This window comes from Cedecea neteri (genome assembly GCF_000758325.1).
GTDB classification, from domain to species: domain Bacteria; phylum Pseudomonadota; class Gammaproteobacteria; order Enterobacterales; family Enterobacteriaceae; genus Cedecea; species Cedecea neteri_B.
On record NZ_CP009459.1, the window covers coordinates 3,258,883 to 3,284,910 of the forward strand.

General features: G+C 58.1%; 25 protein-coding genes. 9 read left to right on the forward strand and 16 right to left on the reverse strand.

Annotation, left to right across the window (positions count from 1 at the left end):
• The first annotated feature begins 1 nt into the window (after position 1).
• The 4 genes from LH86_RS15275 to paaK are packed head-to-tail and all read left to right on the forward strand — an operon-like array spanning position 2 to position 4,386.
• Positions 2-1,426, forward strand: a complete 1,425-nt coding sequence (locus LH86_RS15275) for a 3-hydroxyacyl-CoA dehydrogenase (protein WP_039302977.1) — start codon at positions 2-4, stop codon at positions 1,424-1,426.
• Positions 1,416-1,841, forward strand: a complete 426-nt coding sequence (gene paaI, locus LH86_RS15280) for a hydroxyphenylacetyl-CoA thioesterase PaaI (protein WP_039302978.1) — start codon at positions 1,416-1,418, stop codon at positions 1,839-1,841. The genes LH86_RS15275 and paaI overlap by 11 nt, the downstream gene beginning before the upstream one ends.
• Entirely contained in the window at positions 1,838-3,046 is a 1,209-nt protein-coding gene (pcaF, locus tag LH86_RS15285) for a 3-oxoadipyl-CoA thiolase (protein WP_039302981.1), read from the forward strand. The genes paaI and pcaF overlap by 4 nt, the downstream gene beginning before the upstream one ends.
• A 23-nt stretch (positions 3,047-3,069) precedes the next feature.
• Positions 3,070-4,386 carry a phenylacetate--CoA ligase PaaK gene (gene paaK, locus LH86_RS15290; protein WP_156107030.1) on the forward strand — a complete coding sequence of 439 codons (1,317 nt, stop codon included), beginning with the start codon at positions 3,070-3,072 and terminating at the stop codon, positions 4,384-4,386.
• 68 nt (positions 4,387-4,454) lie between these two features.
• On the opposite strand, the gene LH86_RS15295 is transcribed toward paaK, so the two are convergent.
• The 9 genes from LH86_RS15295 to LH86_RS15335 all read right to left on the reverse strand — a co-directional run bounded on the left by LH86_RS15295 (position 4,455) and on the right by LH86_RS15335 (position 13,376).
• Positions 4,455-5,546, reverse strand: coding sequence for an alkylhydroperoxidase domain protein (locus LH86_RS15295; protein WP_039302982.1), 1,092 nt, complete (start codon positions 5,544-5,546; stop codon positions 4,455-4,457).
• Positions 5,543-6,589: a putative FMN-dependent luciferase-like monooxygenase gene (locus LH86_RS15300; protein WP_039302984.1), complete on the reverse strand. Its 1,047-nt coding sequence runs from the start codon at positions 6,587-6,589 to the stop codon at positions 5,543-5,545. The genes LH86_RS15295 and LH86_RS15300 overlap by 4 nt, the downstream gene beginning before the upstream one ends.
• The gene (locus LH86_RS15305) at positions 6,586-8,205 is read right to left on the reverse strand and encodes a dipeptide ABC transporter ATP-binding protein (RefSeq protein WP_039302986.1); all 1,620 of its coding nucleotides are present in this window, start codon (positions 8,203-8,205) and stop codon (positions 6,586-6,588) included. The genes LH86_RS15300 and LH86_RS15305 overlap by 4 nt, the downstream gene beginning before the upstream one ends.
• Positions 8,202-9,062, reverse strand: a complete 861-nt coding sequence (locus LH86_RS15310; protein ID WP_039302987.1) for an ABC transporter permease — start codon at positions 9,060-9,062, stop codon at positions 8,202-8,204. Before LH86_RS15310 ends, LH86_RS15305 begins: the two co-directional genes overlap by 4 nt.
• Positions 9,059-10,003 (reverse strand): ABC transporter permease, encoded by a 945-nt coding sequence (locus tag LH86_RS15315; RefSeq protein WP_039302989.1) that lies wholly within the window; start codon positions 10,001-10,003, stop codon positions 9,059-9,061. Before LH86_RS15315 ends, LH86_RS15310 begins: the two co-directional genes overlap by 4 nt.
• Positions 10,004-10,012: 9 nt before the next feature.
• Positions 10,013-11,638, reverse strand: a complete 1,626-nt coding sequence (locus LH86_RS15320; RefSeq protein ID WP_039302992.1) for a TIGR04028 family ABC transporter substrate-binding protein — start codon at positions 11,636-11,638, stop codon at positions 10,013-10,015.
• A gap of 118 nt (positions 11,639-11,756) precedes the next feature.
• The gene (locus LH86_RS15325) at positions 11,757-11,996 is read right to left on the reverse strand and encodes a DUF2554 family protein (protein ID WP_039302993.1); all 240 of its coding nucleotides are present in this window, start codon (positions 11,994-11,996) and stop codon (positions 11,757-11,759) included.
• Between the two features lie 397 nt (positions 11,997-12,393).
• The gene (locus LH86_RS15330; protein ID WP_039302996.1) at positions 12,394-12,717 is read right to left on the reverse strand and encodes an AzlD domain-containing protein; all 324 of its coding nucleotides are present in this window, start codon (positions 12,715-12,717) and stop codon (positions 12,394-12,396) included.
• Complete coding sequence (locus tag LH86_RS15335; RefSeq protein WP_039306238.1) at positions 12,717-13,376, reverse strand: AzlC family ABC transporter permease; 660 nt, start codon at positions 13,374-13,376, stop codon at positions 12,717-12,719. Before LH86_RS15335 ends, LH86_RS15330 begins: the two co-directional genes overlap by 1 nt.
• 106 nt (positions 13,377-13,482) lie before the next feature.
• On the opposite strand from LH86_RS15335, the gene LH86_RS15340 reads away from it, so the two are divergent.
• Positions 13,483-14,031: a helix-turn-helix domain-containing protein gene (locus LH86_RS15340; RefSeq protein ID WP_039293271.1), complete on the forward strand. Its 549-nt coding sequence runs from the start codon at positions 13,483-13,485 to the stop codon at positions 14,029-14,031.
• 42 nt (positions 14,032-14,073) lie between these two features.
• On the opposite strand, the gene LH86_RS15345 is transcribed toward LH86_RS15340, so the two are convergent.
• A complete protein-coding gene (locus LH86_RS15345; RefSeq protein WP_008461433.1) occupies positions 14,074-14,403 on the reverse strand; it encodes an SMR family transporter in 330 nt (109 codons plus the stop codon).
• A 319-nt stretch (positions 14,404-14,722) separates the two neighbouring features.
• On the opposite strand from LH86_RS15345, the gene nrfB reads away from it, so the two are divergent.
• The 3 genes from nrfB to LH86_RS15360 are packed head-to-tail and all read left to right on the forward strand — an operon-like array spanning position 14,723 to position 20,243.
• Positions 14,723-16,948, forward strand: a complete 2,226-nt coding sequence (gene nrfB / locus LH86_RS15350) for a cyclic di-3',5'-guanylate-activated glycosyltransferase NrfB (RefSeq protein WP_039303001.1) — start codon at positions 14,723-14,725, stop codon at positions 16,946-16,948.
• Positions 16,945-19,329 (forward strand): NfrA family protein, encoded by a 2,385-nt coding sequence (locus LH86_RS15355; protein WP_039303003.1) that lies wholly within the window; start codon positions 16,945-16,947, stop codon positions 19,327-19,329. The genes nrfB and LH86_RS15355 overlap by 4 nt, the downstream gene beginning before the upstream one ends.
• Positions 19,329-20,243, forward strand: a complete 915-nt coding sequence (locus LH86_RS15360) for a DUF4434 domain-containing protein (RefSeq protein WP_039303006.1) — start codon at positions 19,329-19,331, stop codon at positions 20,241-20,243. Before LH86_RS15355 ends, LH86_RS15360 begins: the two co-directional genes overlap by 1 nt.
• Before the next feature lie 38 nt (positions 20,244-20,281).
• Here LH86_RS15360 and LH86_RS15365 read toward each other — a convergent pair whose 3' ends face one another.
• The 4 genes from LH86_RS15365 to LH86_RS15375 form a co-directional block, all read right to left on the reverse strand.
• Positions 20,282-20,569: a hypothetical protein gene (locus LH86_RS15365; protein ID WP_039303009.1), complete on the reverse strand. Its 288-nt coding sequence runs from the start codon at positions 20,567-20,569 to the stop codon at positions 20,282-20,284.
• Between the two features lie 167 nt (positions 20,570-20,736).
• Positions 20,737-20,859: a DUF2474 domain-containing protein gene (locus tag LH86_RS22160; RefSeq protein ID WP_071842839.1), complete on the reverse strand. Its 123-nt coding sequence runs from the start codon at positions 20,857-20,859 to the stop codon at positions 20,737-20,739.
• Positions 20,859-21,872: a cytochrome d ubiquinol oxidase subunit II gene (gene cydB / locus LH86_RS15370; protein WP_039303010.1), complete on the reverse strand. Its 1,014-nt coding sequence runs from the start codon at positions 21,870-21,872 to the stop codon at positions 20,859-20,861. Before cydB ends, LH86_RS22160 begins: the two co-directional genes overlap by 1 nt.
• Positions 21,872-23,266, reverse strand: coding sequence for a cytochrome ubiquinol oxidase subunit I (locus LH86_RS15375; protein ID WP_039303013.1), 1,395 nt, complete (start codon positions 23,264-23,266; stop codon positions 21,872-21,874). Before LH86_RS15375 ends, cydB begins: the two co-directional genes overlap by 1 nt.
• Positions 23,267-23,422: 156 nt before the next feature.
• Between LH86_RS15375 and LH86_RS15380 the strand changes: the two genes are divergently transcribed.
• A complete protein-coding gene (locus tag LH86_RS15380; protein WP_039303016.1) occupies positions 23,423-24,205 on the forward strand; it encodes a chitosanase in 783 nt (260 codons plus the stop codon).
• A gap of 39 nt (positions 24,206-24,244) precedes the next feature.
• Here LH86_RS15380 and LH86_RS15385 read toward each other — a convergent pair whose 3' ends face one another.
• Positions 24,245-25,006 (reverse strand): inositol monophosphatase family protein, encoded by a 762-nt coding sequence (locus LH86_RS15385; RefSeq protein WP_039303018.1) that lies wholly within the window; start codon positions 25,004-25,006, stop codon positions 24,245-24,247.
• 9 nt (positions 25,007-25,015) lie between these two features.
• Entirely contained in the window at positions 25,016-26,023 is a 1,008-nt protein-coding gene (locus tag LH86_RS15390) for a LacI family DNA-binding transcriptional regulator (protein WP_197061714.1), read from the reverse strand.
• Between the last annotated feature and the right edge of the window lie 5 nt (positions 26,024-26,028).

A 26,028-nucleotide genomic window follows, 5' to 3' on the forward strand; every position in this document is an offset into this window, starting at 1 on the left:
CATGTTAACTCCTGAGGCCGTGATTGCGGTGATTGGCAGCGGCACCATGGGCGCAGGTATTGCCCAGGTGGCCGCCAGCGCGGGCCATGCCGTGTGGCTGTACGACATTCAGCCCGGTGCGGCAAAACGCGCGATAGACGGGATTGATACCGCGCTCAGCGCCCGCGTAGCGAAAGGCAAACTTGACGGGGCGCTTCGCCAGTCAACGCTTGCCCGGCTGCGTCCGGCGGAGACGCTGGCTGATTTGGCTCAGGCCGCGCTGGTGATTGAGGCCGCCGCCGAACAAATTGACGTCAAGCAGGCCATTTTCCGTGATTTAGCGGCGGTGTGCGCCCCTGATACCGTCTTTGCCAGCAATACCTCATCCATTTCTATCACCGCCATCGCCAGCGGCATCAGCCACCCGGCGCGCGTGGTCGGGCTGCATTTCTTTAACCCTGCACCGGTGATGAAACTGGTCGAAGTGGTCAGCGGCCTGGAAACCTCGCCGGAGATTGCCGAGCGGCTTTGCGAGCTGGCGCTGCGCTGGGGAAAACAGCCGGTGCGCTGCCATTCCACGCCTGGCTTTATCGTCAATCGCGTGGCGCGGCCTTTTTATGCCGAAGCCTGGCGCGCGCTGGAAGAGCAGGTTGCCCCTGCAGCGGCTATCGATGCCGCGTTGCGCGACGGGGCTGGCTTCCCGATGGGGCCGCTGGCATTAACGGATCTGATCGGTCAGGACGTCAACTTCGCCGTCACCTGTTCGGTGTTTAACGCCTTCTGGCAGGAGCGCCGGTTCCTGCCTTCTCTCGCCCAGCAGGAACTGGTGCTTGGCAAGCGGCTGGGCAAGAAAACCGGGCAGGGCGTTTACCGCTGGCCGCTTGAGGCGCAGCCGGAATATCAACCTCAAGTGCCGGCCGAACTGGCGGCTAAACAGGTCACGCAGTCCGGTAAAACCCTCGACATTGACGGCATCGTTGTCGCCATAACCAGTGGCATGACGGCCACCGCCATGTCGGCTGAGCTTAAACGCCCCGTGGTGCTGCGGGACAAGCTGGCCGACTCTCCGCTGGAAGTGTTGGCGCCGTCGGCTTCGGTCACGCCGCAGCAGCTGGCGAAGGTCATTCATTACTTCCAACAGCAGGGCAAACAAGTGCTGGTGATCGGTGACTACCCCGGCATGCTGGCCTGGCGCACCGTGGCGATGCTCGCCAACGAAGCGCTGGATGCGCTGCAAAAAGGGGTGGCTGCGGAAGCCGACATCGATACCGCGATGCAGCTCGGCGTGAACTATCCGCACGGGCCGTTGGCCTGGGGAGCCCGCCTGGGCTGGCAAAACATTCTGACGCTGCTGGAAAACCTGCAGCGCCATTACGGCGAAGAACGCTACCGCCCGACCTCTTTACTGCGTCAGCGCGCGCTGCTGGAGAACCAACATGAGCACTAACGCCTGGGATAACGCCCACGTGATGTATGCGCGAGACAACTGCGCCAGACAGATGGGCATCGAAGTGGTTGAGATGGGCGACGGCTTTGCGCTGCTCACCATGACCATCACCGAAGCCATGCTCAACGGGCACCAGACCTGCCACGGAGGGCAGCTGTTTACTCTGGCCGATACGGCCTTTGCCTACGCCTGCAACAGCCAGGGGCTGGCGGCGGTGGCCTCCGGCTGCAGCATCGAATTTTTGCGTCCCGGCAAGGCAGGTGACCGACTGAAAGCGGTGGCCAGAGTGCGCCAGCAGGGGCGGCAGACCGGCGTCTACGACATTGAAATCATTAATCAGGACGAGAAGACGCTGGCGCTGTTTCGCGGCCGCGCCCATCGCATAGGTACGACGGTTTCAGGAGAAAAATTATGAGTCAGGCTTTTATTTGCGATGGCGTACGTACCCCGATTGGCCGCTACGGCGGTGCGCTTTCGAGCGTGCGTGCGGATGACCTGGCCGCGCTGCCGCTAAAGGCGCTGCTGGCGCGTTACCCCAATCTCGACTGGAGCGCCGTGGACGACGTGATTTTTGGCTGCGCGAACCAGGCCGGGGAAGACAACCGCGACGTGGCGCGCATGGCGACGCTGCTGGCCGGTTTACCACAGACTGTGCCGGGCACCACAATCAACCGCCTGTGCGGTTCCGGTCTGGATGCCGTGGGCTTTGCCGCTCGCGCTATCAAAGCCGGTGACGCTCAGCTAATGCTGGCGGGCGGGGTGGAATCTATGTCTCGGGCACCGTTTGTGATGGGCAAAGCCAGCTCGCCGTTCCAGCGCCAGGCCGAGATGTTTGATACCACCATTGGCTGGCGTTTTGTGAACCCGCTCATGGCAGCGCAATTTGGTACTGACAGCATGCCGGAAACGGCAGAGAATGTAGCGGAATTGTTAAAAATAAGCCGCGAAGACCAGGACCGGTTTGCGTTTCGCAGCCAGCAGCGTACCGCTCTCGCACAGCAAAAGGGCATTCTGGCCGAAGAGATTGTGCCGGTCACGCTAAGCGGCCGCAAAGGCACGGTGACGGAAGTAAGGGAAGACGAACATCCGCGTGCGGAAACCACGCTGGAGCAACTGGCGGCGCTAAAAACGCCGTTCCGCGCGAACGGTGTCGTGACGGCGGGTAATGCTTCCGGCGTGAACGACGGGGCAGCGGCGTTGATTATCGCCAGCGAAGCCGCCGCGCTGCAGCACGGCCTGACGCCTAAGGCGCGCATTGTCGCGATGGCGACAGCGGGCGTGGAGCCTCGCCTGATGGGGCTGGGGCCGGTGCCTGCGGTACGTAAAGTGCTGGAGATGACCGGGTTAAGCATCCACGACATGGATCTGATTGAACTGAACGAAGCCTTCGCCGCGCAGGCGCTCGGCGTGCTTCGTCAACTGGGGCTCCCGGATGATGCCCCACATGTGAATCCTAACGGCGGCGCGATTGCCTTAGGACACCCGCTGGGGATGAGCGGAGCCAGACTGGCGTTAACGGCCAGCCTGGAGCTGCACCGGCGCGGCGGGCGGTATGCCCTTTGCACCATGTGTATCGGTGTGGGTCAGGGCATTGCCCTGGTTCTTGAGCGTGTGAGCTAGTCAAACCTGCGAGTACCCTAATAATGATAACCTCTGAAACCAAGCTGGAACCGATTGAAACCGCATCGCTGGATGAGCTTCAGGCCCTGCAAACGCAGCGCCTGAAATGGACGCTGAATCACGCCTACAGCAACGTCCCGATGTATAAGCGCAAATTTGACGCCGTGGGCGTACACCCTGACGATTTTAAAGAGCTGAAAGACATTCGCCTGTTCCCGTGCACCACCAAGCAGGATCTGCGCGATAACTATCCTTTCGATACTTTTGCGGTGCCGATGGAGCAGGTAGTTCGTATTCACGCTTCTTCCGGTACGACGGGCAAACCTACGGTTGTGGGTTACACCCAAAATGATATTGATACCTGGGCTAACCTCGTGGCGCGCTCGCTGCGTGCCGCAGGCGGCACGCCGAAAGACAAAATTCATGTCTCCTACGGCTATGGGCTGTTTACCGGCGGGCTGGGGGCGCACTACGGTGCAGAACGCCTCGGGGCGACAGTGATCCCGATGTCCGGCGGCCAGACGGAAAAACAGGCGCAGCTGATCCGTGATTTTAAACCGGACATGATCATGGTTACGCCGTCCTGGTGTCTGAACCTGATTGAAGAGCTGGAGCGCCAGATGGGGGGCGACGCCAGCGGCTGTTCGCTCCGCGTCGGGGTCTTTGGCGCGGAGCCGTGGACCAAAGCGATGCGGGCGGAGATCGAACGTCGCTTAGGCATTACCGCGCTGGATATCTACGGCCTGTCGGAAGTGATGGGGCCGGGCGTGGCGATGGAGTGCCTGGAGTCACGCGGTGGGCCGACGATTTGGGAAGACCATTTCTACCCGGAAATCGTTGATCCGCAGAGCGGCGTTTCGCTGGATGACGGCGAGCAAGGCGAACTGTTGTTCACCACGCTGACCAAAGAGGCGCTGCCGGTGATCCGCTACCGTACCCGTGACTTAACGCGCCTGCTGCCGGGCAGCGCTCGTACCATGCGCCGTATGGATCAGATTACGGGACGTTCAGACGATATGCTGATTATCCGGGGTGTGAATGTGTTCCCGTCCCAGTTGGAAGAAGAGATCCTGAAATTCCAGCACCTGGCACCGCATTATCAGCTGGAGGTGCATCGTCGTGGTCACCTGGATACCCTGGCGATCAAGGTGGAGCTGAAGGAAAGTAGCCTGTATCTCAGCCACGAACAGCGCTGTGCCGTTTGCCACGAGCTGCGCCACCGCATTAAGTCGATGGTGGGGATTTCAACGGATATTACCATTGTGAACTGCGGCAGCCTGCCGCGCTCCGAAGGGAAAGCTATCCGGGTGTGCGATCTTCGCCAGGCGGCGAATCATTAATCGTCCGTGGCGACATCACTCAGCGTGCCGGGGGATCATCCTCCCCGGCACGTTTTGCTTTCCTGCAATCAGTTAAACGGCTCGCCCAGCGTCAGCATCAGACGGTTGGCCCAGGCAAAAAAGGCCGTGGACTGCACCAAATCCAGCAACTCAAGCTCGCTTAATCCCAATTCCCTCAGGGCCTGTATCTGTTGCGCATTGGCGCTCGCCGGAGTGGCGGATAGCGCCGCAGAAAAATTAATTTCCGCCTGCCAGCGGGGCGACTGCCCGTCGCTCAGCGTCCCGCCCGGCTCAATGGCGAGCAGACGTTCTATCGCTTCGTTATGTTTTGACAGCTGGCTGGCCTTGCGGGCGTGAACGGAGGCGCAGTAAATGCAGCCGTTGATCTTGCTGGCAACGGTGGCGGCAAGCTCGCGTTCGGCGCGGGGCAAACCGCCCGGCGTATAGAAAATGCCTTTATCGGTGAGCGTGCGCTGCTCCAGTACCGGCAGATTACGGCCCAGCAGGCGGAAATAATCCGAATCCTGATGCCCGAAACGTTTCAGGGTTTCCTGCTGTTCCGGGCCGTATTCCGCGTAAGGCAGGGCGGCTATCCAGGGCTCCCAGTTAAGCTCGGCCTGAGTAAACGCCACCGGAGCGGATTTGCCGCTGGCGGTTAACGGCTGGCGGTGCCACTCGCCGGCGGCGGGAATGCGGACCTGTTCGCCGTCTACCGGCTGGCTGCCAATCAGGCGCAGACCTCGCAGCAGGCGGCTCTGAAAGGCCACAAAACCAATTATTTGTGACAGTGTCACCACTTCTTCTTCGCTAAAGCCCGCCTGAATCAGCGCCTGGATGTCCTGCGGGCCTGCCTGCACCGGCTGAAAACTCAGTCTTTCGGCGTGATGGAGCAAGGTGCTAAAGCGTTCGCTGGCGGGTTTGCCTGCCAGACGCTGGGTGTAATGATCTGTGAGCCGGGCATCGTCGTGCCATTCTGCCACCTGCCTGGCGAGATGCAGCCTTTCTGCCAGGGTCAGGTCACTTAAGCTGGCATCGCCGAAAAGCGCCTCATAGCTGCCCTGGGCGTGGACTGTGGCGGCTTCGCGGGTTTCCCGCGCTTCTGCAAGCGCTGTGCCGGGAATGACGTCCGCCAGATGGTTGAGCAAATCCGAGTGACTCATAATGACTCCTTAGACAATGACGAGGTAGAGGTTGGGCGGGCGCTGCTTCGAACCCAGCCGAGCGCCGGAGCAACCTGCTGCGCCAGCAGTTCAATAGAACGCAAAATGTAGGCATGCGGCGGATCGATGGAGTGGACCTGGAACGAAAGATCGGTCACGCGCTGGAGCGTGCTGTCGCGTGCCAGCGAGGCAATGACCTGCTGCGCTGTGCCCAGGTGAACGTCAAATGAGGCAATATGGCTATCCAGCGTATCGCCCAACACCGGATGCCCCTGCGCCCGGTGTTGTTCTGCCTGCTGGCGTAGCCCTTTGGCCGCCAGTTGCCTTGCCAGCTCGCCGTCGTCGGTGACAAAACCGGTTCTGGAGCCCAGGATGCGAGGCTCAACCCCCTCGGGCAAGGCGTCCAGATAGGCATCGATGATCGGGTTTTGTATCTCATCCAGCGGGGTATCCAGCGCGTCAGCCGGGCGAGGTTGAGTGCGGGACAGCATCAGCCCGTCGCCCGCTTTGCCTGCCCGAGCGCCGCCGTCAACGGAAAACGTCGCCTGCCAGATGCGGTTTTTTAACTGCGGAGAGGCCGGATAAAGATGGTTATCGGTGCCTGCCAGAGGCTCGTCGTTGAGTGCTGAGCGCAGTAATGCGAGGTTGTCGGCGTAAATTTTGCCCCTTTCCGCACTTTGTAGCCCAAATGCCGGAAAGGAGCCCGGTGTGCCGCCGGAGCCGACGCCAAGTTCAAAGCGCCCGCCGCTGAGCAGATCCAGGACAACCGCGTCTTCGGCCACGCGCAGCGCGGATTCCATCGGCAGGGTAATAATCCCAGTGCCAAGACGTATGCGCCGGGTATGCGCCGCCACGTGGCTGAGAAACACCAGCGGGGCGGGCAGGCCGCCTTCGGCTTCGTGGAAGTGGTGCTGCGCCACCCAGGCGGCGTCAAAGCCGTGCCATTCGGCGTGAATAATTTGTTCCGTAGCCAGCCGGTAGCGTTCGGCGGCCGGGGCGTGGTCAAGCAGGCGGGTAAAAAAGCCCAGTCGTTTAATGGTCATGCAACGTCCTTATGGCCAAAGCCAATATCGGGAATAGCGTTCAGCAACTGCCAGGTGTAATCGCTGGCCGGGGCGTTAAATACGTCGGCAATCGGGCCGTTATCCACCAGTTCTCCGGCGCGCAGGACCGAAACGCTGTGTGCCAGCTGGCGCACGGTAGCGAGGTCGTGGGAGATAAACAGGTAAGTCAGGCCGAGCTGCTGCTGCAGGTCGTCGAGCAGGCGCAAAATTTGTGCCTGCACCGTGACATCCAGCGCCGAAGTGGCCTCATCCAGCACCAAAATTTGCGGTTCAAGAATGAGCGCGCGGGCTATAGCTACGCGCTGACGCTGCCCGCCGGAAAGCTCGCGAGGTTTGCGGGTTAATGCCTCCAGCGGGAGCGCCACGCGCTCGGTAATCGCTTCTACTTTGGCGCGCCGCTCGGCCTTCGACAGCTTGCCGAAGTTAAGCAGCGGCTCCTCGATGATGCGAAAGAGCGTCTGGCCTGGGTCGAGGGACGCGAAAGGATTCTGATACACCAGCTGAATTTTCTGCCGGAGCTGGCGGCGAGCTTCCGGGCTGAGATCGGTGCTGTCGATGCCGTCGATCAGCACTTGCCCGCTGTCCGGCTTCTGGAAACCGAGCAGAATGCGCGCCAGCGTGGATTTACCGGAACCGGACTCGCCAACCAGCGCGTGGGTGGTGCCTTTGGCCACGGTAAATGACACGTTATCGAGCGCCCGAAGAGTCTGGTCACTGCCTTTCCCCAGGGAGAAGTGCTGGCTCAGGTTGCGGATTTCGATGGCCGCCGTTTGGGGGGGGCGTAAAGGCCAGGCCCGCAGCGTGCGCGACAGCCCCGGCGCATCGGCAAACAGCTGACGGGTATAGGGATTTTTAGGCTGCTTCACCACGTCAGCCGTGGGGCCAGCCTCCTGAATACGCCCGTCGCGGAATACCAGAATACGGTCGGAACGCTGGGCGGCCAGCGCCAGATCGTGCGTCACGAACAGCACCGCCGTACCGGACTCGCGGCGCAGGGTATCCAGCAAATCAAGAATGCGTTTCTGCACCGTAACGTCCAGCGCGCTGGTCGGCTCATCGGCGATAATCAGCGCGGGTTTCAGGGCGATAGCCATGGCGATCAGCACCCGCTGTTTCATCCCGCCGGAAAGCTGGTGCGGATATTGCCCCGCGCGCTGCGCCGGGTGGCTCAGGCCCACTTTTTCAAGCAGGGCCACAACCTGGCTTTCCCGCTCGGCTTTAGGCAGCCGTGTGTGGAGTTTTAGCACCTCGGCCACCTGTTCGCCGATGGTTTTTACCGGATTCAGGGAACTGCCCGGATCCTGTGGGATCAGGCTGATGCTGGCCCCGCGCAGGGCGTCGAGCTGGCGTTCAGACCAGCGGCTGATGGCTTCCCCGTTGAGCTGAATTTCACCGGATTCAATCACGCCGTTGTCGCCCAGCAGCCCAATAATCGACTGGGCGAGGGTGGTTTTCCCGGAGCCGGATTCGCCCACAATCGCCAGCACCTCTCCGGCGTTCAGGCTGAAGGAGGCGTTGTGCACCACGCGTTTGTTACCGCCGCGCTGGCGCCAGGCGATGCTCAGGTCAGTGATTTTTAGTAGCGGCGTACTCATGACGATCTCCGGGCAAAATGGTGGCTAAGACGATTCACGGCAAGCACGACGGCGACGACAGCCACGCCGGGAAAGGTGGAAAGCCACCAGGCCGTGGCGAGGTAGTTCCGGCCTTCGGCAATCAGCAGACCCCATTCCGGCGTCGGCGGTGGCGTGCCGTAACCCAGAAAACTCAGCGTAGACAGCGCCAGAATGGCGGAGCCGAACTGCAGTGCGGCGAAGGCGAAAACGGAGGTCAAAGCGTTCGGCAAAATATGGCGCCAAAGTACCTGCAGGAAGGTACCGCCGCTGCCGACCGCGGCCTCGACGTAATCGCTGTGGCGAATGCGAACCACTTCTGCGCGGGCCAGGCGAGTGAAGTTTGCAATAGACGTCACGCCCACCGCGATGGCGGCGTTTACGGTGCCGAATCCAAGCAAAATAATCACGCTGAGCGACAGCAGCAGACCGGGGATAGCCAGCAGGACATCCACGCCGCGCATGAGCGCGTGTTCCGTTTTACCGCCGGTTGCCCCGGCCAGGACACCCAGTGCGGTGCCAACCACCAGCCCGAGCGCCACGGCGACCAGCGCGCCGGAAAGCGAATGCGATGCGCCCCAGACGATTCGCGCGTAGAGATCGCGGCCAAGCTGATCGGTGCCCAGCCAGTGCCCGGCCTGAGGCGCAAGACGCTGCGCGCCCGGTATACCTTCGGTTGGGTTCCACTGCGTAAACAGCGCCGGGAACAGCGCCCAAAGCGCGACAATAATCAGCGTTAGCCAGGCCAGCCAAAGGCCGGGCTGAATATTAGCGCGCAGGCCCGAAAAGCGGCTTACCGCCCGGCGCGGCAGCGGAGTATTAATATCAACAGTCGTCATGCGGTGACTCCCCGAATAGATTTAAGGCGCGGATCGAGCAGGGGATAAAGCACATCCACCAGCAGATTAATGACCACGAAGCTCAGGGCGGAGATCATCACCACCGCCTGCAGCACGGCGACGTCCTGATTATTCACCGCCCGCTGGGTCAGCTGGCCCAGCCCGTTGAGGCCAAAGACGGTTTCGGTGATCAGCGCCCCGGCAATCAGCTCGCCCAGCAGCAAACCGGCCACGGTCAGCACCGGCAGCAGGGCATTGCGGGCCACGTGCCGCCACAGTACCCCAGCGCGGCTGCCGCCTTTTGCTCTGGCAACGGCGACGTACGGCTGCGTCAGCACCTGGTCGATATTTCGCATCAGCAACTGGGCCAGCGGGGCGCTAATGGGCACCGCCAGCGTGGCGACCGGCAAAATCAGCCCCTGCCAGAAACCGGGATTGATCACCGGAATCAGCCGCCACTGGAAGGAAAACAGCTGGATGAGCGCAATGCCGAGCCAAAACGTCGGGACGGCGATGAACAGCGCCGGAAGGTTGGCAAAGAGCGTTCTCAGCCAGCGAAGCGGGGCCAGCGTGGAGGCCGCTGAAATGCCCACGGCGAGAATAATAGCGGCGGCAAACCCCAACCCGGCCAGGCGCAGCGTCGAAGGCAGGTTGGCGGCAATCAGCTGGCTGACGGAAACGCCAGCCTCGATGGAGTAACCAAACTCACCGCGCAGCATATGGCCGAGCGTCGTCAAATATTGCTGCCAGAGCGGGGTGCTTTCGCCGTAGATCACTCGCATCTCCTGAATTTGTTCGGCGCTAAGGCCGAGATCCGGGTTCTGGAATTTGATCAAGACAGCATCGCCCGGCAACAGCTGCAGAAGAATGAACGACACGCTATAGGCCGCCCACAGTACCAGCAACGCCTGGGCTACGCGCCCTGCCAGATAACGTGTCATGGTTGCCCCTTAGTGTTTTTCAAGCCAGGCGGCGTAGAACGACGGGCGTCCAACTGCTTCAAACGCCACGCCTTTCAGCCACGGCGCACCGGCAAAAACCTGCGGCTCTTCAAAGATCGGAATGACGTAGGCCTGGTCGATAAGATAGCGCTGGGCATCGCCCGCCAGCGCCAGGCGCTTCTGTGGATCCACTTCGGAAGAGATGCCTACCAGCAGGGCGTTCAGCTTGTCGTCGGTAAACTGCGAGGTGGCGCTGAGGCCGCCTTTTTGCAGCAGGGCATCGCGGTTGGCCGGGTGGAACTGGCTTTTGATCACGTCCGGGTCGGCGCGGCCCACTTCGATGACGTTCACCCCGGTTTTCTGCGGATCGTTGGTGTCCAGCACCCGGCTTCCGGCATCCCCGGCGCGCACGCTCAGGCCCACGCCGATTTGCTTCCACTGCTGGGCAACCAGCTGCAGGACTTCTTTGTTCTGCGGCTGCGGCAGGGATTCGTAAATGGTCAGCGCCAGGGGCTTGCCGTCTTTCTGGCGAATGCCGTTGCTGCCTTTTTGCCAGCCAGCTTCATCGAGCAGCTTGTTGGCCAGCGCCGGGTCGTATTTCAGCTTGTCGCGCAGGTCAACATAGCCCGCCGCGGTGCTGGCGATCACCGAGGTGGCAACCGGGTAGTTAGCGGAGAACAGGGTGTCGACAACCTGCTGAGCGTTGGTACCGTGCAGCAGCGCCTGGCGAACTTTGACGTCGGCGACCAGCGGGTTATCCGGGCGCAGCGCTATGCCGTCGTTCACGCCCCGGGTTGGGGCAGCGTAAATGGGGAATTTCTGATCGGTGGCTTGTTTCTCGTCATAGGCCTGTACCTGGCGAATAAAGTCCGCCTGGCCTGCCAGCAGCGCGCCGATGCGCACGCTGTCTTCCGGCGTCACCAGAATCTTAATGCCGTCGAGGTTGGCTGGCCCCTGCTGCGGGCTGTTTTTCGGCCCCCACTGGTAGTCCTTGCGTGCCACCAAGTCGACTTCACGGCCCAGGGTTTCGTTTTGTACCACGAACGGGCCGGAACCGATGATATTGCGGGCATCGCCCAGCTCGTCAAAGGTGCGCGCCAGCGTTTTCAGGGAAACCAGGCCGGAGCCGATGGTTGCCGTGCCCTGTAAAAAGCCCGGTGACGGTTTTTTGAAGAAGAACTTCACGGTCAGCGGGTCAACAACCTCACTATGATCGTAGTTGTTGATCACCTCAGATACCGGCAGGCGCAGGGCTTTGTTGCCGAGGCCGTAGGTATCAAAGTTTTTGGCCACGGCATTGGCGTCCAGCGGGGTGCCGTCGGAGAAAGTCACGCCAGGGCGCAGCTTGAAGGTGTATTCGGTTTTGTCGGCATTGCTGGTCCAGGATTCGGCAATCCACGGTTCTACTTCCAGCGTTTTGGGGTTTTGCCAGGTCAGTTTGTCGGTGATTTGATTCAGGATGCCGCCGTTCGGGTAAAAGCCCCCGGCCGGAGGATAAAGGTTGGTGTGAGCCTGTTGTTCCAGGTAGACCAATTCCCCGCCTTTTACCGGGGCGGCGCTGGTGCTGAAAGCAGCAAAGGCTGCTGCTAATGCCAGACCGCGAGCGATCGTGTTCTGGCGAGGCGATGATGGCATGGTGTTGTCCTTTATTGTCTGATTGTTAGCGGCGCACGCAGCGCCTTGAAACTCATAACAACTCAGGCAATAAAGGATGAGAACGAAGAAAATTTACTAACGATTGTTGAAAATCAACTTAACGCAAATAGGTGGCTGGCCGTCTGTGGGTGACCGCATGATGGTGTTCGCGAAAATCATCAGCGGAATCTTCTGCCGCCTGGCGCAGTTCGTCGCTGTCTGCCTGGTGGCTAAGCTGAATGTCCATATCTTTCACCACGAAGTATTCATGCCCGTGGCGTTCAGCCATGGTCTGGCCGGAGAAGAGTGCGGTAACAATTAATAACAGGATAATGTTGAGCGGTTGTTTTATTGCCATCTTGCCACGCCTTGTAAATGTTTTTTCTTGAGCCATTGTTGTTTGTACCCCTCACCCTAACCCTCTCCCCAAAGGGGAGAGGGGATAAAAACTTTCGCAGTTTGTCTTTCCTATCCTGTGCGAAATGAGGGCACTGTTTCCTGGTTTCCCCCTCCCTGTGCGAAATGAGGGCACTGTTTCCTGATTTCCCCCTCTCCCCTCAGGGGAGAGGGCCGGGGTGAGGGGCTTTGTCAGCACGGAACCTGGCTACTCTAGCGATAATCCCAGTGCGAAACTATTCGGCGAATCAAAAGTGATTTAAAGGTTTGTCAGCAAGGTAAAAACGGGCAAGGAAGGCGTTTTGTTGCGCTGTGGTTAAGGCTGAATATGCGAAGGGCCGCGCAAAAGCGGCAGCCCATCAGTGAATACCGGCGAGGCGAAGGAGCGCGGTCACCAGAGCCGCAGCGATAATGACAAAAATCAGTGGCACTTTGCGCCAGGCAAGGAATACGGCCACGGCAACGCCTGCAAACCTGGCGTATCCGGCGAAATGAGCGCCTTCAAAAAAGGTGGTTGCCAGCGCCACGGAAAACAGCAGCGTCGTTGCCCCGTCATTAAGCAGCTTTTGTGAGCGTTCGGAAAGCGCCAGCTTGCTGCCTAGCTTTGCGCCGCTAAAGCGCATCAGCCAGGTTCCCGCGGACAGTACAGCCAGTCCGGCAAGCACGGTAAATGTATTGGTCATTATTTTTTCCTCGCCAGCAGGCCCAGCATTGAAAGCAGCACCGGCAGGCCAACGGGGGCGAAAGGCGTAGCGGCAAGTGAAATGGCGGCTCCGGTCGAGGCGCGAACCAGGGTGGTACGGCTTTTAAACGCCGGGATCACCAGCGCCAACAGGATAGCCGGGAAAACAGCGTCCAGGCCGATAACCTCCGGGGAGGGAAGCAGGCTGCCAACGCCTGCGCCGAGCAGCGTACCTGCGGGCCAGAAGAGTGCGACGCCAGCCCCGCAGAGCCAGTAGGCGGCTTTGCGTTTTTCAGGCGTGGCCTGGGAAAGCCCGAACACGACGCTCTCGTCGTTCATGATATGGCAGCCCAGCAGGCTTAGCAGGCGCGTGCCCACCAGTTCCCGCACGGCGACGCCAAACGGAATATGCCTGGCGTTGACCAGCAGGCCGGCCATCGCGGCGGCAAAAGGATTACCGCCGCTGGCGATAATGCCGATAAACATAAATTCGGATGCCCCCGCCAGCACGACGAAAGAGGCCAGAACCGGCAGCCAGAGCGGGAAGCCGTAGGCCATCGCAAGGGAGCCGTAGGACACGCCCACGACGCCGACGGCAAGGCAGACCAGGAAAATCGCTTTTTTGGTGTCTCCGGGCAGGGTGCGGAGGTGTTCGCGCATCATTGAATGTTTTCCATATCGAACGAAATCGCCATTATAATGACCGCAATCTGCTACCATATCAAGCGAACGAATCGTTCATTTTATCGAACAGTAGGGGAGTTTTATGACCCAGCCAATAGACACTATCGCCAAAAGCCTGGTGCGGGAACGCGGCCGTGCGGGTCTGTCGCTGGCGGAAGTGGCCCGCAGAGCCGGGATTGCGAAATCCACGCTTTCACAGCTGGAGGCCGGGAACGGCAATCCTAGCCTGGAGACGCTTTGGGCGCTGTGCGTGGCGTTGAATATCCCGTTCGCCACGCTGCTGGAGCCGCAGAGTGCCAGAACGCAGATTATTCGCCGGGGAGAAGGCAGCCGCATTGCCGCCGAACAGGCTAATTATGTCGCTATTTTGCTGGCAACCTGTCCTCCAGGCGTGCGTCGGGATATCTATCTGGTCGAAGCGCAGCCCGGCACGCCAAGGCTGTCAGAGCCGCATCCGCCGGGTTCGGTGGAACATATGATTGTGACGCAGGGGCGGGCGCTGGTCGGCCTGACGGAATCTGCCGCAGAGCTGGGCGTCGGGGACTATATTTGCTACCCGGCAGATCAGCCGCATATTTTCCGGGCGCTGGAGCCGGACACGATGGCCATTATGGTGGCCGAGCAAAACTAACAGACCCGGGCCGCCGTGATAAGACAGCCCGGAAGGAGTTGGTTAATGAGCAACGGATTTAGAAAAGAGGTTAATAACCAGCACACCAAGTATAATCAGCGCCATCCCTGCCAGTGCAGGCCAGTCGAGTTTCTGCCCGAGGAAAAGCCAGCCAATCATGCCAATCAGCACGATGCCGGCGCCGGACCAGATGGCATAAATGATCCCGGTTGGGATAGTGCGCATGGTAATAGATAGCGCGTAAAATGCGACAGCATAAAAAAGAATCGTGACGACGCTTGGCCACAGGCGGCTGAAACCATCGGAAAGTTTTAACGCGGTGGTAGCAATCACTTCGGCAACGATTGCGAGAATAAGCCAGCTGTAGGTCATGTCGGTGTATCCAGTGAGAGACGGCGGTTGCGGAGCGTTATTTTGACCTGGTGCCGTATTTTTCGAAAGACGGATAAGTAAAAAGGCGTATTCATCCTGATGAATGTTTATGAACTGTTTAATTTGTTAATTAAAGAGTATTTCGCTGACTTTTCGGTTAATAGGTGGATTCTTTAATGTTGAGGAAAGAAAATAGCGAGATATTGTTCTTTATATGAATATTCCTGTCACTTATGATACCGGTAACATTCTAAGGCATAACTTTATGCCTGTGATGTCGGGAGATGTCGTTAACGATAAATAACCTCTGGGGTGAGGCATGGACTGGTTAGTAGACTATTTTTCTACTTATCTGTATGGGTTGAAGGTCATAGCGATTGGGTTGGCGATTCTGATGCTTATCAGCGGAATCGACGATCTGTTTATTGATATTGTATTCTGGGTCCGCCGCCTTTGGCGCGCCTGTACCGTTTATCGTCGGCATAACCATTTAGGCTATAAGCAGCTGTATGAACCACAGGAAAAGCCGCTTGCCATTATGGTACCGGCCTGGAATGAAACCGGCGTCATTGGCAATATGGCGAGCCTTGCGGCAAGCACGCTCGACTACGAAAACTACCATATTTTCGTCGGTACATACCCCAACGACCCTGACACGCAGCGCGACGTCGATGAGGTGTGTGCCCGTTTCCCTAACGTTCACAAAGTGGTTTGCGCCCGCCCAGGCCCCACCAGTAAAGCCGACTGTCTGAATAACATCCTTGATGCGATTTTGCAGTTTGAGCGTAACGCCCGGTTCTCCTTTTCAGGGTTTATTCTGCATGATGCAGAAGATGTTATTTCCCCGATGGAACTGCGGCTGTTCAATTATCTCGTTGACCGTAAAGATTTAATTCAGATTCCGGTTTACCCCTTTGAGCGCAGCTGGACCCATTTCACCAGCCTGAGCTATCTCGACGAGTTCTCCGAGCTGCACGGTAAAGATGTCCCGGTGCGTGAGGCGCTGGCAGGCCAGGTGCCAAGCGCTGGCGTTGGCACCTGCTTCAGTCGCCGCGCGGTGCTGGCGCTGCTTGCTGATGGTGACGGTATCGCCTTTGATGTGCAAAGTCTGACCGAAGACTATGACATCGGTTTCCGCCTGCGGCAAAAAGGCATGGAGGAAATATTCTGTCGTTTCCCGGTGGTGGATGACACCGATCGTTCCGCAAGGCCGTTCGGCCAGCGTAAACGCACCGCAAAAGTGATCTGCGTGCGTGAATATTTCCCGGATACGTACACGACGGCGGTGCGTCAAAAATCCCGCTGGATTATTGGTATTGTTTTTCAGGGATTTAAGACGCATCGCTGGAGTAACAATTGGGTACTTAACTACTTCCTGTGGCGCGACAGGAAAGGCGCCGTGGCTAACTTTCTGAGCTTTGCCGCCATGCTGGTGATGCTGCAGCTGGTGGCGCTGTTAATTTATCAGCGCAGCGTTGAAGGCGCCTGGCAGTTCCTGTCGATCTTTGTCGGCGGCGCATGGCTCAGCACCCTGTTGTGGATAAACTTTTTCCTGATGGCCAACCGAATTTTACAGCGAATTATTTTCGTCACCGGTTACTACGGCTTAGGGCAGGGACTGATGTCCATTCCACGCCTGTTCTGGGGCAACTTGATCAACTTTATGGCCAACTGGCGTGCGATTCGTCAGGTGATTCAGCATGGTGACCCGAGGCGCGTGGCCTGGGATAAAACAACCCATGACTTCCCGACCGTCAATACCCGCAACCGTGCGCTGCGTCCGCTGGGTGAAATTCTGGTCAGCCAGGGCGTTATTAGCGAAGAGCAGCTGATGGATGCGCTGCAAAACAGAGTACCTGGCCTCAAACTCGGGGGCAGCCTCGTTAACCGCGGGGTGATTACGGCCCAACAGCTAGCGCGTGCTCTTGCAGAACAGGCAAGCGTGCCGATGGAAATCATCGACAGCCGTCGTTTAGATGAGAAGTTGGTTAAATCGGTGTCGGCAAATGTGGCGCTGCACTACGCGGTGCTACCGCTACGTGAGGAGCAGGGAACGCTGATTTTTGCCAGCGAAAGCGCCATTGACCCCGTTTCTCTTGCTGCGCTGGGGCGCAAAGTTCAGCGTCCAGTGAGCTACATTATCGTGCCGCGCGGTGAAGTTGTGGTGGGGCTACGGCGGTGGTATCTCCAGTCTGAGAACGACCCGTCGGAACTGCTCACCAGAGCAGTCAATGCGGAAATGCTAAGTCCGGAGCAGGCCGAGGCTATCTGGCAGGAGTATGTCTCCGGGCAAATTTTGTTTGCCGAAGTGCTGATTACGGAAAGTCACCTGGATGAGGCGGTACTGAAAGCGGTACTGCTGCGCTATGAACGCAGCGAAATGCAGTTTGGTGATTTCCTGGTGCAGGAACAAGTTGTCGACCAACACGCGGTCGATCACGCGCTGGAACAGCAGAAAATACTCCAGCCTTCTTTGAGTGGGCTGATGCATAAAGCCGGGTTAAGCAGCCTGCAAATCTCCAGCCTTGCAGGAGAAATAGCATGAAGTTCAGCCTTAAACCGTTAGCCATTTTAACTTGTGGCCTGATGATCGCCGGGTATTCCCTGGCGGCCACTGAAGGTTCGAAAGAGGATCTGGGGTTAAGCGATTACCGCTACTTCAAGGTGTATCCACACATTGAACGTGCGCAAAAAGCGCTGAAAGCCAACGATGAGCAGCGTGCCATCAGCAGTTTTCAGCACGCCCGCGAGCTGGCCCCGGATAGCGTCCGACTGACGCTCTGGCTTGCCGAAGCGTATCGCCATTTTCACCATGACGATAAAGCAATCGCGCTGCTGAATGAGCAACTGCGCAAAACGCCCGACAATGCGCAAGTCCGTCAGGCGCGGGACGCTATTCCTCGTCCAGCTAAAAATGTGACAACTCGCGAGCAACTGCTGGCATTTAACGATGAATGCAACGCTTCTCCTTCCGTGGCGTGTCGCGCCGAAGTGGGTAACTTTGCCGTTAAGCTTGGGGCGCTGGACATCGCGCTGCAGCAGTTTAATGACGATGCGTTTCGCACCTCGCCTGCTGGGCACACGCTCATTAACAACCTGACTCAGCGCGCTATTTATCTGCAGGAATGGCAAACAGCCGATCGCGGTTTTGCCCTCCAGGACAGGCTGGCAACGCTGAGCGAGGAGCAGTATCAGCAGTGGTTTGCCATCCTGCTTCATCTTGGGCGCGACCGCCGTATTCTGGATCTCCAGCAACAGGGCGTCATGAACACGCCGGGCATGCAGCTGGCGTACGCGCAGTCCCTGGCGGAGCGCAAGAAACACCCCGAACTGGAAAATTACCTGGCCAGCCACAAACCCGCCTTTGATACGGACAGTGAAAAACATAACTGGCGCTATCTGATGGTGACCTGGGGCGGATTGAAGCTACCGGCGGCCACGCTGCCGGTCGTGAAGCCAAAACCACTTTCCGCCGCTGAAATTCGTATGGCGCAGGCCCGCGTGCTTAAAGACCAGTGCGATAAAGTCATCACTATCCTGGGCGACATGTCGCCGCAGTACGACGCGCAGAGCTGGTCGCATCTCGCGGAATGCTATCAGCAGACCGCGCCGGGAATGGCGCTGTATGCCGCCCAGCAGGCTCAATCCCGCGATGCTAATCCTTACTATGCACGGCAGGTAGCTTATCTGGCGTTTGCCGTAGAAGACTACGCGCTGGCGCAAAGCAGCCTGCGGAGCGTGCCGGTTAAAACGCTTAGCGATGAAGATATTCGTGCCGCAGCGCGTAGTGCGTGGCTGGCGAAAGACAGCGCCGCGCTTGACTACTGGCGGCAGGTAGCCTGGCAGCGAGCCATGCCGGAGCTGAATTTTGAAACCCCTCCGGATCAGGATCACGCCACGCGCGGTTTTGCGCTGTTTAAAGCGGGAGATATGCCCGGCGCACGCAGCGAGCTGGAGCAGGCGTTACAAACCATGCCTGACTCGCCGGAAATCCTACGACAGATGGTTTATATCAACCAGCGGCTGGATGACAAGCCGCAAACCAAACGCTACAGCGAGCGCGTTGTGGATGATATCGACAACACGCTGACCCCGTCCAAAGGCTTAACCGACGCACAGCAAAAAGAGCGCTTCGCTTTCCGCCGCGTGCACGAAGATAGCCAGCGACGCTGGACGTTCTCCTTTGACAGTTCGCTGGGCCTGACCTCTGCCTCTAAAAATGAAGCGGGCGCGGGCAGCGGTGTCTCACGCGATAAAAGCAACCGCAGCTATGGCCAGGCAGAAGCTGAGTACCGCATTGGTCAGAATCAAATTCTGGATGGCGATCAGCTTTCGGTTTACACCCGGCTGTTTGGCGGCAGCGCTGGGCACAGCAATATCGCGCCTATCTACCAGCCGATGGTAGGGATGGGGGTTCGCTGGAAGCCATTGCGCGAGCAGGTTATTTACCTTGCGGTGGAGCAGCAGCTTCCTCTCGATAAGGCGAACGATGCCCGGACGGATATGATGCTGCGCGCCAGCGCTTCGTTCCTGAACGGTGGGGAGTACAGTGATGACTGGCACCCGCTGGGTAAAGGCTGGTTTGCACAGAATCTATATCTGGACGCGGCGCATTTCGTGAAATACGACTATCAGCTGTACACGGCCGATTACCGCCAAAGCTGGCACCACAAGGTCTCTGGACGGAGCACAATAGAACCCTACTGGCATGTGCAGTACAACAACCAGACGCGGCATTCAGTGAGTGCTGATAACAGGCTCGGTGGGATTGGCGTTCGCTATAACACCTGGTTTGGTGAAACGCACTATGATGCTTATCCTCACAAGGCTAGCGTAGGGCTGGAATACCAGCGAGTATTCGATGGCCGCAACCGCGATATAGATTCCAAAAACAGTCTGTTCCTTACCATAGGAGTGCGTTGGTAATGAAATTTACTCCGGCATTAACGCTGGCGGCCGTGCTGTTTTGCCCGGCGTCTGCCTTTGCCATTAACGCGGTAATGTATCAGCCCCAACTGCGTGATATGTCGATGACCGATCGGCAATGGGCCACGATGCTGGCGCAGTTGAAGCAACAGGGCATTGATACTCTGGTCTTTCAGTGGAGCCGCTATGGAGACGCCTTCGCCGGCGGGGAACCGCAAAACTGGCTGGAAGGGAAGGCTCGCCTGGTAAAAAACAGCGGGTTGAAGCTGGTGCTGGGCCTGGCCGCGGACGATAAATTCTTCGAACGGCAAAATCAACCGCTCACTGCGCTGGAAAGTTACTTTAACCTGCTGCGCGCACGGGATGTGGCGGTTGCCACTCGCTGGACGCAGGTGCTTGGGGCTGAAAACATTGCGGGCTGGTATATCAGCAGCGAGCTGGACGACCGCCGCTGGCGAAGCCCGGATATGCAGCAGGCCGCACTGGCGTGGCTGACAAAAACCCATGAGTCTCTCGCTTCGGTGGCCGATAAACCGGTGGCCGTCAGCAGCTTCTTTGCCGGCAATATGTCGCCGGATGGCTACCAAAAATGGGTGACCACCTTGAGCCACAGTGGGGTGAAAATCTGGGTGCAGGACGGGGCCGGGACGGGCGTGTTAACGCCCGCTGCGCGGGAGCTGTACCGGCAAACGCAAAGCAGCGGTGAGGTTATCGAACTCTTCCGTCAGGATAAAAATAGCGCTCACTTTAGCGCAGAGCCTGTTTCAACCGCTGAGCAGCAGCGCTTAATGTCGATCAAACCCGCAGCGGGGCAGGACAGAGTGTATTTCTCGTTGCGTTATTTAGATGTTGCCAGAGGAATATTACAATATCGTAATGTGCCGCAGGCCAGTGTGAAAACAGAAGTGAAATAAAAATGAATGACGGCCCTGTATTTAGGGCCGTCTGGATTTTATTTTTTGAATACTTCGATGTTAATATTTTTATGATTAGACTCATCGCCGGTGGCGGCGACAATCACATAAAAGCAGTCAGCAGGCTTCACGTTGGACGCTTCACATTTTTGATTTACCTCTTTGGATAAATCCTTATGCCCGACGGTCGGGGTGCCATCTTGCTCCAGGGAAAGGTCGCCAACTTTTGTATAACCAGATGATTCTTCGTGAGTAATTTGTTTTGCCGCAAAAACAGGTGATGAAACTAACAGCGTTAAAGCCAAAGCGGGTAGCATATATTTCATCTTTGTCATCCTCTGAATGTTTCATTGAAATGGTTAACTGTTTTTCCTCATTAACGCATTAAAGAATTAGCACAGTTTCAAATAAAATCAATTTTACATCCATCGGTGTGCAGCTTGTTTTCGCGGAAAGAACAACATTTCCTTTCCGTATAATATAGTTCAGAATATTAAGATTTAAAGCCTGCTGCGGTCATCAGCAGGCGAAATCCCATTCCCACCGCGGCCAGCGTAAATACGCTGGCGCTCCATAGAATAACCATCCACAGGACACGTTTAGCAGTCTCTTTCATCAGTGGTAGCCCTCTCCAGGCTGCACCTTCCCGCGGAACACGTAATAGCTCCAGAAGGTGTAGACCAGAATGATCGGAATAATAAACAGCGCGCCAACCAGCATAAAGCCCTGGCTTTGCGGTGGCGCTGCAGCCTGCCACAGCGTGATATCCGGTGGAATTATATTTGGCCAGATGCTGATGCCCAGCCCGCTAAAGCCCAGGAAAACCAGCCCTAGCGTTAGCACGAATGGCGTGGCGTGCAGGCTGCTTGCCGACCGAACACTCCGCCAAAGCCACAGGCTGAACAGCACCACAAGCAGCGGGACCGGCAGCAGGAACAGCAGATTTGGCAGGGAGAACCAGCGCTCTGCAATATTCGCATGGCGAAGTGGTGTCCAGAGACTAATCACCGCTATCACGGCTAACAGCGCCAGCAGCAATGCCGGGGTCAGGCTCCGCATTCTTCTTTGCAGCGGATCTTCGCTTTTCATCACCAGCCAGGTGGCACCCAGTAAAGCGTAGGCTATGACCAGGCCCAGGCCGCAGAACAGGTTGAACGGCGTCAACCAGTCAAGCTGGCTGCCGGAAAAATGCCGCCCGCTGACTGAAAAGCCTGAGATAACGGCTCCGACGGCGATACCCTGGCAAAAAGTTGCCAGAATAGATCCCCCCAGGAAGGCTTTGTCCCAGAAGGGGCGGTGCGCTGGCGTGGCCTTAAAGCGGAACTCGAAGGCGACACCGCGAAAAATCAGCCCCACCAGCATCAGCGTGAGTGGGATAGTCAGGGCATCGACGATAACCGCATACGCCAGCGGGAAGGCGCCAAACAGGGCGGCACCGCCCAGCACCAGCCAGGTTTCATTCCCGTCCCAGACGGGAGCTACGCTGTTGACCATCACATCCCGGTCTTCGGCCACGCGAATAAACGGGAACAGAATGCCAATCCCCAAATCAAAACCGTCCATCACGATATACATCAGGGTGGCAAAAACGATAATCACAAACCAAATAACGGATAAATCGATGCCCATTAGCGTGTCTCCTCGAGTGATTCAGCGACCGCAGAGAGCGGGCGGGACGGGGTACCTTGTGCCGGATGGCCATCGAACGGCTGCGGGCCTTTTTTGATGAGCCTGATCATGTAGCCGTAGCCGACGCCAAACACCGACATGTACACCACAAAGAAAGCGGCCAGGCTGAGGCTCATTTGCAGCGTGCCGTGGGCAGACACGGCATCTTTGGTGCGCAGCAGGCCATAAACCACCCACGGTTGACGGCCTACCTCCGTCGTAATCCACCCGGCGAGAATGGCAATCAGCCCCGATGGCCCCATCCACAGCGCAAAGCGCAGGAACGGGCGGCTCTTAAACAGCCGGTCTCGGTAGCGAAGCCACAGGCTGGCGATGCCGAGCAGGATCATCAGCATGCCTAAGCCGGCCATAACGCGGAACGACCAAAAGACAATCGGCGAGTTAGGGCGGTCCTCTTTCGGGAACTCTTTCAGGGCAGGCACCTGTTTTTCCAGACTGTGGGTGAGGATCAGGCTGCCGAGCGCCGGGATTTCCAGACCAAAGCGGGTGCGTTCCTGATCCATATCCGGCAGACCGAACAGCAGCAGCGGCGTTGGCTCGCCGGGACGGTTTTCCCAATGCCCTTCAATGGCGGCGATTTTAGCCGGCTGATGCTTGAGCGTGTTCAGGCCGTGCATGTCGCCGATCATTGCCTGAAGGGGGGCGACAATCACCGCCATCCACAGGGCCATTGAAAACATGGTGCGAATGGCTGGCGTGTCATTGCCGCGCAGCAGGTGCCAGGCGGCAGAGGCTCCCACGAAAAAGGCGCTGCTGAGGAACGCCGCGACCGACATATGCAGCAGGCGATAAGGGAATGAGGGGTTAAAGACCACCGCCAGCCAGTCTACCGGTACGACCTGCCCGTTGTGGATCTCAAAGCCCTGCGGGGTTTGCATCCAGCTGTTTGAGGCGAGGATCCAGAAAGTAGAAATAATGGTCCCGAGAGCCACCATGCAGGTGGCGAAGAAGTGCAGGCCGGGGCCAACGCGGTTCCAGCCGAACAGCATCACGCCAAGAAAACCGGCTTCAAGGAAGAAGGCGGTCAGCACTTCGTAGGTCAGCAGCGGGCCGGTTATGCTGCCGGCAAACTGGGAAAACCCGCTCCAGTTGGTGCCGAACTGGTAGGCCATCACCAGCCCGGAGACCACCCCCATGCCAAAGTTAACGGCAAAAATCTTCGACCAGAAGTGGTACAGCGAGCGGTAAACCGGATTTTTAGACTTAAGCCAGAGCCCCTCAAGTACCGCGAGGTAGCTGGCAAGCCCGATAGTGATGGCCGGGAAAATAATGTGGAAGGAGACAGTGAAAGCAAACTGAATCCTCGCCAGATGAAAAGCGTCTAAACCGAACATGCAGAACTCCGCATAGCAAATTATTCGGCTCGATTGTAGGCCGCGCCACGTCTGGGATGTAGAAACAGAGAGACACGAAAAAGGGATAACAGTTTTACTGAGAACCAATCTGAAACTCGCCGGTCTACATCGTGAACGATCTTTCAGGGGAACAAGATGCTGTCAGCAAAATCTGGCGTATTTTTACTGATTGGGTTCTGCCTGGTGTCTCAGGCTTTTGCCGTGGATCTGCTGTCTCCAGCCAAAAGGGAGATCGCCATGCAGCTGGTGTCCAGCGCGGAAAATTCCTCGCTGGACTGGCGAAAACAGTATGCCTACATAGAAGATATCGACGACGATCGCGGCTATACCGCCGGTCTGATCGGTTTCACTTCCGCCAATGGCGATATGCTCGACGTTGTGGAGCGTTACACTTCAAAGCGGGCGGCTAATCCGCTTGCGAAGTATCAGCCTGCCTTGAAAACGCTCGCGGAAGAAAAAAGCAGCGCCCATACTGGACTTGATCCTGATTTTGTAAGCGCCTGGAAAAGTGCCGCCAGCGATCCTGCTTTCAGGAAAGCACAGGATGAAATCCTGACGGAGCAGTATCTAGAGCCTGCCGTCAAACAAGCAAAAGAAGATGGGCTGAGCACGCTCGGGCAGTTTATCTATTATGATGCGCTGGTGATGCATGGGCCGGGTAACCAGCGAGAGGCGTTCGGTGGCATTCGCGCGGCGGCAAAAAAAGTCGCTGAAACACCCGCACAGGGTGGCAGCGAGCAGGCCTGGCTGAACGCGTTTTTAGATGCCCGGGTGACTATTATGCGGGAAGAAAAAGCCCATGAGGATACATCGCGAGTCGAGCTGGAACAGCGTCGTTTTCTCAGGGAAGGGAATGACAGCCTGTCGCCACCGCTGCGCTGGCGAACCAATGACGAAGACTTTGTGATCGATCGCTAAGGGGAGGGAACCCGCGAAGTAGGCCGCGGGTTTTGTCTTTCAGGCTTCCAGCAGCGCCATTAACCTTTCCTGCACGCTGGTGCAGCCGGCCAGTACCAGATTACCCTTCAACAGGCCTCCGTTGGCGAGAAACGCAGTACTGCTGCCGCCAGACTCGGTGATCAGCAGCAGCCCGGCCAGCGCGTCCCAGCTGTTCATATGCTCCTCGTAGTAGGCGTGAACCTGGCCCGCGGCAACGTGCGCCAGCATCAGCGCGCCTGCGCCAAAACGGCGGTATTCCATACCGTCGTTCAGAACACCCTCTATGGTACGCGCATAAAGTGGAACCGGTGCCCGGCTCGAGCGACCCAGGCCGATGACTACGCTTTCCGGGGAAGGATCGTGAAGCTTGAGTGGTTTGCCGTTCAGGAATGCGCCTGCACCGTGCCGGGCAAAAAAGAACTCGTCGCGGTCTGGGGCATAGATAATCCCCAGCTCAATCACGTTTTGCCTGACGTACGCGAGGGAGACGCACCAATAGTCCATGCCAAGAATAAAGTTAGTGGTGCCGTCAACCGGATCGAGCACCCAGATGCCACGTTCGCCTTCCTCCAGGCCGCTTTCTTCCCCCAGAAAGCCGTCCTGCGGGCAATGTTCTTTCAGCCAGGTTTTGATCTCTTTCTCAACCAGGACGTCCGCCTGGGAGACAAAATCCTGACGGCCTTTTTTCTCAACTTTTAAGCCTGCATCGCGCAGTGCCTGGGCGCGGGCGCCCGCTTCGCGGATTAACGTGCTTAACGCCTGTAGCTGTTGTTCGGTCATGTTTTGCTCTTAAGTAAGGGAAATCGACGTGTGTCGGTGAATCATGTTGACCTTCACCCAACTGGTGCGTGAAGGCTGTGAAGGCGTGCGGGCGCGCTCCAGCAGGTGAGCCAGCGCCAGCCGGGAGATTTCCGCCACGTCCTGGTTAAGGGTGGTGAGCCGGTAGCTGTACTGCGCCGTTTGTGGCGTGTTGTCGAAGCCGATCAGCTGAAAATCCTGCGGAGCATATTTGCCGCGCTGGCGCATTCCGTCGAGAAAGCCACAGGCCAGCTGCGCGTTGGCGCAGAAAATACCGTCGGGTATCTGCGTGACAGCTTCTGCCGCCTGCCAGCCGCCTTCATAGCCTTCCTCTGCACAAAGCAGCGACACAAGGTTTGGCTCAACGCTTACGCCACTGTCGGTTAGCGCCTGGCGGAACGCCTCGCCGCGCATTCTGCCAGCCCAGGTAGAAGAGTGATTGTTGAGCCAGCCAAAATGTTTGCACCCGCTGTTGAGCAGCTGTTCGGCGGCCAGCACCGCCCCGGCGGCGTTATCCGAGCAGACGTAATCCACGCCGGGAATGTCGGGCTGGCGGTTGATGCCGACCACCGGGATATGCTGCTGCACGCATTCGTTCACCAGCGCTTCGGGCGGTTTGCCGGAGGTGACGATGACGCCGGAGACGCGAAACTGAGTGAAATGGCGTAGCGTTTCCGCCAGCTCCTGCTCAGAGCGGATCTCCGTGACCAGAGCCTGGAAGCCGTTGCGCTGAATTTCACTGAGCAGGCCATCAAGCAAACTGCTGCGAAACGGATCGTTGATGCGAGACACGATGACGCCAATCAGATGGCTGCGTCGGCGATTAAGCCCCTGAGCAAGAAAATTGACCTGATAACCCAGCTCTTCGGCTACCTGCAGCACACGTTCCCGCGTGGCAGGGGAAATACTGCCGTTATTGCTCAGTGCGCGAGAAACCACAGCGCGTGAAACGCCCGCCCGGCGGGCCACGTCTTCGGCGGTCACGCTTTGTTTATGTATCGACG